This is a genomic window from Methylosinus sp. KRF6, from assembly GCF_018887255.1.
Classification (GTDB): Bacteria; Pseudomonadota; Alphaproteobacteria; order Rhizobiales; family Beijerinckiaceae; genus Methylosinus; species Methylosinus sporium.
In genome coordinates this window covers 1-10,431 of record NZ_JAHLJF010000020.1, presented here as the reverse complement: position 1 = coordinate 10,431, position 10,431 = coordinate 1, and the positions used below count along the sequence as shown (strand labels likewise).

Annotated in this window: 8 protein-coding genes; all 8 read right to left on the bottom strand. The window is 58.9% G+C overall.

The window, feature by feature from the left end:
• Positions 1-18: 18 nt before the first annotated feature.
• The gene (locus tag KP010_RS22045; RefSeq protein ID WP_216281832.1) at positions 19-618 is read right to left on the bottom strand and encodes an ATP-binding protein; all 600 of its coding nucleotides are present in this window, start codon (positions 616-618) and stop codon (positions 19-21) included.
• Positions 615-1,103, bottom strand: coding sequence for a hypothetical protein (locus KP010_RS22040; RefSeq protein WP_216281831.1), 489 nt, complete (start codon positions 1,101-1,103; stop codon positions 615-617). Before KP010_RS22040 ends, KP010_RS22045 begins: the two co-directional genes overlap by 4 nt.
• A gap of 2 nt (positions 1,104-1,105) precedes the next feature.
• Complete coding sequence (locus KP010_RS22035; RefSeq protein ID WP_216281830.1) at positions 1,106-2,014, bottom strand: hypothetical protein; 909 nt, start codon at positions 2,012-2,014, stop codon at positions 1,106-1,108.
• A 123-nt stretch (positions 2,015-2,137) separates the two neighbouring features.
• Positions 2,138-2,803, bottom strand: a complete 666-nt coding sequence (locus KP010_RS22030) for a hypothetical protein (RefSeq protein WP_216281829.1) — start codon at positions 2,801-2,803, stop codon at positions 2,138-2,140.
• Positions 2,800-4,977, bottom strand: coding sequence for an ATP-dependent RecD-like DNA helicase (locus KP010_RS22025; RefSeq protein WP_216281827.1), 2,178 nt, complete (start codon positions 4,975-4,977; stop codon positions 2,800-2,802). Before KP010_RS22025 ends, KP010_RS22030 begins: the two co-directional genes overlap by 4 nt.
• Complete coding sequence (locus KP010_RS22020; protein ID WP_216281825.1) at positions 4,977-5,429, bottom strand: hypothetical protein; 453 nt, start codon at positions 5,427-5,429, stop codon at positions 4,977-4,979. Before KP010_RS22020 ends, KP010_RS22025 begins: the two co-directional genes overlap by 1 nt.
• Complete coding sequence (locus tag KP010_RS22015) at positions 5,426-8,470, bottom strand: VPA1269 family protein (RefSeq protein ID WP_216281823.1); 3,045 nt, start codon at positions 8,468-8,470, stop codon at positions 5,426-5,428. Before KP010_RS22015 ends, KP010_RS22020 begins: the two co-directional genes overlap by 4 nt.
• Complete coding sequence (locus KP010_RS22010) at positions 8,464-10,074, bottom strand: hypothetical protein (protein ID WP_216281821.1); 1,611 nt, start codon at positions 10,072-10,074, stop codon at positions 8,464-8,466. The genes KP010_RS22015 and KP010_RS22010 overlap by 7 nt, the downstream gene beginning before the upstream one ends.
• Between the last annotated feature and the right edge of the window lie 357 nt (positions 10,075-10,431).

Here is a 10,431-nt window from a genome sequence, read left to right as displayed (position 1 = left end):
CGTATCAACCGCCGGGACTCAACTCGCCGCTGGATGAAACTTCGGGGGCACGTCATGTTCCACCCAAAAGAGTGGAAAAATGGTTTCGAGGTACAGCTTGCAGTCTGAACCCTCGTACCGCCTAACCAACGGCAACTGCCACCCTAAGAACTGCTCCAAAAAGTGATGGAAACCATCCTCACGCTTCGCCGCGCCGCCATCGACGACAAAAAAGTTTCGTCTCTCAGTTCTTACGGTTTTATCAGTCAGCGTCGGACCAAAATCGACGCTGATGAGGCGGTTATCGACGAGCGCGTTTTTGATCGAGCGGTGCACGGTGATAACCTGCTTTGCACCGTTTTCTATCTCGAGAGAAACAGTAGATTCTAATACATTCAACTGGGTTTCATCGTCGTTTTTCAGAAAGGACGTCATAGCATGGGGCAACGGTACTTCCCGCCTAGGGCTGAGCATTCGCTCCAGCCCTAGGGCATAAAGCATTCCTTGCATACATGTAGACTTTCCCTTGGTGTTATCCGCCCAAATAACATTGAGGCCTGATGCGAAGCGAATATCCGCGCCGTATGGGCCGGCAGGGGTCTTTGCGCGCATACGAAGATGTCGAATACGCAGCGTCACGACGGATCCTCCATCCGCCAAATCTTGTCGAGTTGCGCCTCCGTCAGCCGCCGTGCGGCCTCTGCGAGGAAAGCTCGCTCCGCGATGAACACCTCATTGTTGGCGTTAATGGCTGCCGCGGTCTCACGTCCTTTGTCCGTTAAGCTCACTGACTTGCCCTTAGCCACGCCCAGCAAGCCAAGACCATGCGCGAACGCCACGGCCCGATTGAGCCACGGCTCGACGCGCACCGAGAGATCTGAACTATGCAGTTCTCCTCTCAGTAGGGCCATCACGTCTTCCCTTCCCTCGCGGATTCTAACCGCGTGGGCAAGGAACTGGAGTTTCTGAAAGCTCGCCTTTTTCCCATGGCTATAAAATAGAGCGAGCAGGAGAATACCAATTCCCCAAGACATCCTGAGATCCCCAGGTACCGGTTCCGGTCTGGCTGTAAAGGAGAATGGCGCGTCGAGGACCGCCTGCTTGAACAAATTGTCAGTCCGCATCGTCAGGGAAAATCCAAAGAGCACCGCATAACCCAGTCGGAAATCGCACCCCAAGCTATCTCATAGGCGTTCTCCGTGGACAGACTTGGCGCAGCATCTTTGATAGCGCCGATCAAGGACTCGCTTTCGCTATGAAGAATCGCACTTGGCGCAGGACCTCCGCTTGGCCCGGCCAAGCTAAGTCGGCGCGCATGACGCGTTATGGCGCCGGCCACCCTCTCGTGCAGATCTGGCGCGCTGGAACGTAACTCATCAATTAAGGCGTTGCCCTTCAAGAATGATTCGACTGCGGCGCTCACCGCCGCCTGTTCTTTTCCTACTCCCGTGCGCTTGCCCAGCTTCTTGGTCGCGTTGGCGAGAAGATTCGGCGAGCCCGCCTGCCACGACTCCAACTCTTCGGGTGTCGGCGGCTCAACTCTGAGAGATACGTTTGTCAGCGCAGATATCGCTGCCCCCACAGTGCCCGCCGGGAAAGAACTTTGATCCTGTATGCTGACTTCAAAGTTCTCGTCAAGATGGCTCAGCTTAAGATTACGCAAATCGCTCGTCTTTTTTGAGCAGTGTAAATTAACATCCTTGCTATCATGAATCGGAACAAGTAAAATCCAATTTCTAACTGGAACCCCGATAAACAGCTTTGATATCTCATTGCTATTTTTAATTAACTTCCCAAGGTCAGTAGTTATTTTTTCTTTTTGGCGTTTCGCACGCTTTGAAATGTCGACTGGTTCCTCAACGGCGAAGCACTGATAAATTACTGCTTCTCCTGTACAATAGAAGTCGATGCCGAGATCGCCTATATGGCCGGCTGGCATCTTATGAATATTAAATGAGCCGTGCCGCCCTTGTAGCAGACTCAATGCGAAGGCCTCCCAGTCATCGGGATTCCACTGCTGCGCGACGCTGACCACGCCTCCTCCCAAATTCCAGCGAAACAAGCCGATGAGTATGCACGACCATAACTTTGACTCAACCGATTTGGAGCATCGATCGAACCTTATGCAGGCCTATGTTCTGTATGATCTCCAAGCCCGTCAGCACAGCGACTTCAGCACCTCGACGACTTCAGGCGGAATGACGACCCGCCCCGGGAAGCTTTTGTTGGTAACGCGCACCCCGGCCGGCTCCAGCTTGAGCGGGCCATCGTTAGAGTTCAGCCCGTCCATCCATTTCTTCAGGACCGACGAAGACTGAAGGGGTAAGAGAGCCGGCGTCGCCGCCGCGACCATTTCATCCTCTCGCCGGGGTGCAGGTATCTCCTTCAAGATAATGCTTTTCAAACGATTGTTGTCGCTTCGCAGCTCTTCCAGAGTCTGCCGCAGCGTCTGGACGAGCGCCTTGCTGCTGCTGTCGAGATGCTCCAATGTGCTGCCGAACACCTCATCGGAGACCTTGAGCGCTTTCGGCGCCGTGACGCTCACTATCGCCTCGTACGCGCCCCGCCAGATGCGGAGAAGATCGCGGTAGCGGTTCTTCAGGGACTGCTTGGCCGGAAAACTCGGGTAGCGGACCGCCCCGGCTTCCGCGACGCGAATAGCCGAGGGCTCCTGGACAGGCTTGGCCGTGAGAAACTCCTTGCAGACCGCGACGACCAGTTCGGCGTTCGCGCGATGGGCTCCCCGGCTTTCGTCGATCTCGCCGATCAAATCCCTCGATCGCGCCTCGGCCTCGCGGACTATGTCATCGACTTTCTTGCTCATTTCAACGTCTCCTGCCGCTCCAACGCGGCCAATTCGAACGGAAATCCGGTAACTCTCATCGTGCGCCGACCGACCGCCGCTCGGAGCGACGACTTGGCGCCGACGAGGACGACCTGCTGGGTGGCTCGCGTAATCGCGGTGTAGAGCCACTCCCTTGTCATCGATTGGACGCCGTCCAAGGCCACGATGACCCGCCGGGCTTCCGATCCCTGCGCCCGGTGGCCGGTGATGGCCCAAGCGGAGACGAGCTCGGCCAGCGCGTCCCGGCTGACTTGTCTAGCCACCTCCTCGCCGTCGAACCTGATCGCCGCCGGGTCGACGCTCTCGACCCTGCCCAGCAGCCCGTTCATCAACGCCTCGTCGTAGCGGTTCTTCGTCGCCATGACCGGGTCGCCGACCGCCACGAAGGGCGCGAGCGGGCCCAGTCGGGCGCCGGGGGCGCCCGACGCCTCGCGCTTCTCCTGCATGTCCTTGCAGATGCCCCGGCAGGTCGCATTGAGCGCGGCGAGAACGAGCACGTCGTCGCCGCCGTCGGCCCCGGCCATTTCGGCGCGAAGGCGTTCGACAACCTCCACTATGCCCCCCGTGGGACATTCGACCATGAAGACGCCTTTTCTTTCCGGCCCGGCATAGACGGGCGGCGTCGGAACGACCCCGTCGCGCACCAGTCCCGCAGCGGCGACGATCGGATTGTCCTCGGCTTGGCGCATCACCCTCGTCAGCCGGCTGACGAGACGACCGTCCTCGACGAGATCGTGATAGACGCGCCCGAGGCCGACCGGCGGAAGCTGCGCCACGTCCCCGACCATCACCAGCCGGCCCCCTGCCGGCAGTCTGGCGAGCACCCGGCGCCAGGTCGCGAGGTCGACCATCGACGATTCGTCCACCACCAGCATCGTGTCGGGACCGATCCGCGGAAGGTCCTCGGGAATGGGCCGGCCTTCGCTCTCCAGCTCGGCGCGCCTCTCGAGGCCGTGGAGTAGACGCGCCAGCGTGAGCGCAAGCCGCCCGGTGGACCGGGACAGTCGGAGCGCGGCCTTGCCCGAGAGCGCGGCCAGAACGATGCTTCCGCCGGCGCCGAGCCACGCGTCGACCACGACGCGGACCGTGGTGGTCTTTCCGGTGCCGGCCCCTCCCTGAAGGATCGCGACCGGCCTTTTGAGGATCTCGACGACGGCCCGCCTCTGCTCGTCGGTGAGGGGGTGCGTCTGAGGCTCATGGCGCCGCACCAGAAGCGGCCACTCCTCGATCGCCGCCGGCGCGGCGGCAAGGCGGGCGAGTTCGCCGGCGACAGCCCGTTCGAGACGCGCCGCGCCGGGCGCGCGAAGCACGCCGGCAACGCGAATAGCGCGGCGAGCGGCTATGCCGAGTTCCAACGCCTCCCCGGCGTCGACGTCCAAGCGTCCGAGCCTCATAGCATATTCTTCGGCATCCGCCGCCGTGCTGCCGCCGGCGAGTATCGCGCGCCAAGCGGCGTCGCACGCGCCGATCAATCGGTCCCGGTGCCGCAGCGGATCGACGGCGTCCCCTCTGGCCCTCAGGAGCCGAACGCCGACATGATCGGCTGCGCGCCAGTCCAGCACCGCCGCGACCGCGTAGGGGTGCTCGAGGAGCTTGGCCCACGAATTCGTCGAACCCAGAAGCCGATAGATGGATCGCGCGGCGCGCCGGTCCGTCACGCCGTATTCCTCGAGCCGGGCGTAGAAGGAGCCCTCGTCCAAAGCCGTCGCCTCCGCGGCGCGCATCGCGACCCAGCGAGCTTGCAGAAGCGCGGCCAGCTTCGACCCGAGATGCGGACGCCCCGGCGCGAGAGCCTCCGCGAGTTCCGCGGATTGCGCCGGGTCTCCAAGGGCTTGGATCAATCCTGCGCCGAACCGCTCGACCAGCCGTCCAGCGCGCTCGGCGCCGACGCCGGGGAGCGAGCGCAGCCAAGGCCCGAGCAGCGAACCGGCGGCGCTCGCCCTTTCGACCGAGTCCGCCTCGATCTGCCGGCGCCTGCCGCCGCGCTCGTCGACGTATTCCCGCTCCGCCCCGGTCACGTCGTAGATTTCGCCGGGGGCAGGCTTCAGCGGCTCGCCGTGGCGGACGACGACCGGGCGGCCTTCCTCGGTCTTCGCCGAGAAGATGACGCCGTTCGATCCGGCCCAGAGAATGTTGGTGACGGCGACGCGCATCAGAATGGCGGAACGCCCCCGTCGTCGCAGATCCGCAAGCGGGCGCGCAGGGATTCGTTTTCCAACCGCAGGCGTTCGACCTCGGCTCTGGCGGCGGCGAGTTCGTCAAGCAGCACGGCGGCGGCGGCGGATTGTTCCGTGGCCGCTTGGGCGTCCCTTCTGGCCTGAGCCGCCGTCCTCGCGATGTTGGCATGGATAGCCTCGTCGGCGGCGTCGCGGTCGGCGCGGGCGCCGATCGGCGCCAGCCCCTGTTCCTCCGCCATCGCGTTCACCGCGACCTTCACCGCCTCCTTGCGGAAGAGATGCTGCGCGTCGGACGTCCTGAGGCCGAGCTCCCGGCACAAGGCGGCGACGTTGACCTTCCCGTCGTTCGTGCCGGGCAGCGCGCCACCCCTCGCGACGAAATGGTCGAGGGCATAGAGAATCTCGGCCTCGACGTCGCGCTTCGTCATCCGACCGGCTCCGAGCGACCGATCCGGAAAGGATCGCGCGGCTTTGCCGACAACATGAACGGCTGCCCGACCGCGGACGAGAGCACAGCGGCAGCTTCGCCCTCGAGACCGATGTCCTGAAGCCGCAACGCTTTCGACGCGAAAGCGCGGATTTCCTCCCGCTCGGCACGTTGAAGAATGAGCTTCGCAAGAGCGTCGAACCCGCGTCGCTTAGCCTCGTCGGAAAGCGGGGCAAACGCGAGCGGAGTCCCGCCGCTGTTCCACAGCAGCGAATTGAGGAAGTGGTCGCGCGAGGCTTCCGCCTCTTGGTCATGCAATACCGGGTATATTCTGCTGGCGGCGGTGATGATCGCCGCCTGCTCGAACTCCGATACCTCGACGAATTCGACGACCGACGATCGGTCATGCGCTATGAGAGCGACGCCCTCTGTCTGCCCGTCGGGCGAAGGCGAGGCCTCGATCCCATCGCAGATTTCCAGCAATCTAAACACGTTCCATATCGCGTTTCCGAGCAGCTCCCGGTCATGGCCGAGGCGGTTCATCTCGCCCTCGCGCCGCTCGATCTCCCGCGCAATTCGGCGCCCGTCCCCTTCGGCAGCCCCCTCGCGAAGGCGCACGACTTCCTCCTGCAACTCCTCCATCCGCTGGGACTTGGAAGCCAGTTGCCGTGTGAGCTTGGTTCCGTAGAGCCAGAGCGGCGTGCGCCACGCCGGGCCGGAAATGAAGTGGCGGCAAAGGATGCAGTTCCCCTCTCCCCCTTCGACGGGAGCGTAGACGTCTTTGCTAACGCCGTGAACCGTGTTTTTCCTGAGCCGCGGCCCCCCGTCGCTGCATCGTTCTCCATCCCACGGGCATATTCCAAGGCCGGTGTCCGACCACAGCATCTTGCCCGATGCGTCCATTTGCGTCGCAGCCAGCAACCCGTCCTCGGAAATGACAGCGGCCTTTCGCTGAGCTTGCTCGAAGGAGGCTGCCTTGAGGTCCCGCAGGCTTGCCGCGATCATCGCGGCTTCCTTGGACTGGGCGGCGGTCTCGAGTGCCTCATGCACGGAAGCGGGGTCGGCCTTGATGTAATACAAGGTCATCAGAATGGTCTTGTGGCCGGCGATGAGCTTGCTGATCACCTCGATGGGCACCTTGGCTTGCACCATCAGGGTCAGCCCGGCCACGCGCAAGCCATGGGGATTGTATTTCGGGGCGGAGAGAACGCCCTTCTCGTTTACCGGCACTATCTCGATTCGGTCGTCTGGATTATCCCGGTTCCACCGGGTCTCCACCTCGACCATGAGTTTCTGCCAGAATGAGTATGTCTGCGTTCCGCTCGGCGGACAGCCAGCCCGTTCATTCGCAGCATGAACGGGCAATCGGAAAAGGGGGAAAATGTCTGGATAGTCATTTTCCAGTTTGCCTTCATCGGCTTTATCTGCGGCGTCCACATACTGGGTGGGGACGATAGGACGAGCTATCGGATTGTAACGCTCCTGCCAAAGCCGAAGCTCGTACAGCATTCGGTGCAAACGTTCATTCTGCCACGGTACGACATAAGGTTGGCCCGTCTTGTTCGTATTGATCGCGAAGCCAGTTATAGGAGGAGTTCCCGCCCGATGGGCATAGCCCCGGTTGGGCCATTTTCTGTCTTCTTTTCTCCAATAGCCCGCAGAAGGGGCATCGTTGCGACCCCATGACAGGGAGCTTCCATCGAAGCGGTCGACATCCCCTTCACCGCTGTCGAGCCTCTTCATCTGGCCGACCCTAAGTGGTATCTCGAACAATGCGAGGAACAGCGTCGGATAGACAGGGCAATAGACGGTCGTGGCGACGCCATCGTTACCGATAACGGTCGAGTGACAAACCGACAGCGTTCCCGGCCACCCGGCCTCGCCTTCGGACAGGATTTCTTGAGTGAGCCGATAGAGCCTGATCGGGAGAGGTCTGGACACGGCCTCCACCCTTCGCCCGCCACCGGCCGCCTTCAATCGGTTCCGCGCTTCGGCGAGGTCATTATCCGTAACTAAGTGGTAGAACACCCTATCGTCAGATAGTTTCTTCGCAATGAACTCGGAAAAACTCAATGCCTTCCCTGCCGCATCCATACAAGATGAGGCCGCTAGATCATTATTTGATGCAATGTATTCATAAAAACTAACATCCCTATATTTATTTATCATAAATTCTCTAACGTCAGAAATTTTATTCTGTGGGAATATATTTAACCATTCGACAAGTCGAAAGAACATTGGATTATATTTTGATGCAATAGCCGGCATAGTATCTCGCCATTCTATAAACAACTTCACCCATTGAACAAGATGATCTGATGGATTATTTTCAATATCTTTCCACTTGCTTGGAACTGCTGGCCTGCGTTTTACGGCTTCCGCGACGTCAAATCCGGTGAGTCGGCTGTAGGCGAGAGCAACCTGTTTCAAGCAGCTTACTGTCCGTTTATCGCTTCCTAACGCATCCCTACGCCACCCACCCTCTTCCCGATCCCGGAAATAGTTTAACCAGCACAGAAACGGCTCAAGTGGAAGCTCTGTTATATTTTTAGCACCATAAATTGAACCACATAGACTAGCAAATACAATGGTCATTCCTCGTCTATATTCTCCTCGAACTACATCGCTTTTCTGCTTTGCGATTCTCTCATGCACTCCTTTCGGGCCGAGTTCCGCCTCGAGCGAACGGCCAAGCGCGGTGCCCTGCACAAAACGTTCAGCGACAAAATACGGTAGGTGCTTATCCATTAAATAGTCAATGTTGCCGATGAAACATCCGGGGCTTAGCAAGATACGCCCCTGCATATGCTTATCGAGTATGAAATCCATCACCATGTCAGTCGTCTTTATGACATCCCGCTTGTGGTCCGTATTTCCTTTTCTGAACCTATAAATACCAACCTCGCTGTCTGACATAGTTGCAAGCCAACTTATCCCGGTAGATAAAATATCCTTTTCGTCATCGTAACTTCCGATGGCTATCGGACTATCCGTATTATTAACTATTATTTCACGGCCATCGACTTTGAAAATCTCTACCATCCTCTTCCCCTCGCCAAGCTTCTAAGGTCTTCGAGCATGGTTCCCAAGTCACGGAAAATCGGGCTTGCCTCAGGCACCATCGTCGGAATTTGTTCGCCCGCGACAGCGGAGCGAATACGATGCGCCCCTTCTCGAAGATTTTTGTCGACGAACTCGTCTCTCGGCTTCGTATATGTCAGTGAGCTGAGCGGACTCAGGTGATGCATGCATTCTTGAATCAGCTTTTCTCCGATCCCCAACTCCCCGAGCACCCCGCCATATAGATGCCTGAGTCCGTGAAGTGTCGTTCCCAACGCCTTGCGTACGATCAACGTCTCGTCTTCAGGGTATATTGCAGCCAATCGATTAATAGCTTGTTCCCAAGCTTTCCCATGCGCACCATGGCTATACGGTGAACCGATAGGCTGCTCGTCATCCCCTTGATGCGAGTCACCAGACGAAACGAGAAGAAAAGGGTGATCCTTGAATCCTCGCTCGATCCTCTTCCGCATCAGCCGCGGCCTTACAAATCTCATATATGTTTGATATGTTTCCCAGAACCATTCATTCAGTCCCTCGAACGGAAGAAAAAAGACGGGCGCCCACAAATCCTTATTGCATTTGATGCCCTTCCAGCCGGCATGGAGTTGCCCTGCCATTTTGTCTCGAGAGTCCAAACCGCAGTGATCTCGCAAAAATTCGGCGCGCGTCATCTTGGCAGAATTAAATTTCGTGGTCGCATTGGGGTCATGAAGAAAAACAACCGCTCGCCCATCGACCCACTGGACATCATCGACCCAAATATGGAGAGGCTCGCTTCGCCGCAGGCCGCCGAACGCGCACAGCATCGACGCAAGCTTGGCCGTCATATTTTCTCGTTGCCAATCCTCTTTTGCTTTCGGACGGCTGATAAATCCGCGTTCGAACAGCGGAACAAGATAATGGACCGGGAAGCGGACGGTGCCGTCGCTTCTATACCAATCACGCCTGTCGGGTCCGACGATGGACCTGTCGAATGGCGTTTCCGTGCGCTTGCCTTGGTCGATATGCCCAAGAAATGAAAGCGCTTTTTGGAAGCGCGCGACATAGAGCAGGTGCATCAATTGCTTCCCGCTCGAGGGGGCTTGGAAATCCGCCAAGCCGTGCTCCAGACGGTCACCGTGCCGACTACCGCGCGTCCAATTGATAAATTCCTCGATCCCGCGGCACAAGTCGACGACGATATCGGCAGACAACCGCGCGGACCAATAGAGGCCGGTCTCATCGACGCCGTCGACGATCGTGCCTCGCCACAGATGGTTCTGGAATTCGGACAACGCGGTCTCATGCACGCTGCCGTTCGGATCTTTCGCCACAACGTCGAAATATGCACGACGTTGGCGAACGTAGTCGTAGAAAAGACCGACTCCGCGCGCGCAAAGACGCATCCACCTCAAAGAGTACGCGGATCTGCTGACAAAATAATCCGTCAGCACATGAAGCGGTATCGGTTCGCTCCCGCCAGCTTCATCCGTCTCATCGAGATAGAGAACCGGGACATACAGCGAGTTTTGACCCCGCACTTTCTGGACAACTATGGAATGATGCAGCCCACGACGATAGTTCTCTAAATTTGCGCTGACCACGACCGCCCTCGAATCTCCGAGCACGGCGAAGGTTAGACGTGAGCGGATGCTCCCGACAACCAGGCACGGCCCGTAAGCTCAAGGCCGCGGCAAGCTTCACGTAAGGTCGTTTCGCAAACGGACGGGGCACGGCGAGATCGCGTATCGAGGGAAGAGAGAAATGGTTGGACATCGCCGCGCCGAAAATACAACTATCGGTGGTGGCGCCTGCGCGTGACGGCGCGCCGCGATCGCGTGACGCCGCACGCCCAATGTGGTACCGATGGGTACGATGACTTCGGTATCAAAAAGAGCAACGGTTTCCTAACATTACAGTTGCTTTTTTAGATGGGCTCGCCTTGCTTCGGCTTGGTGCGC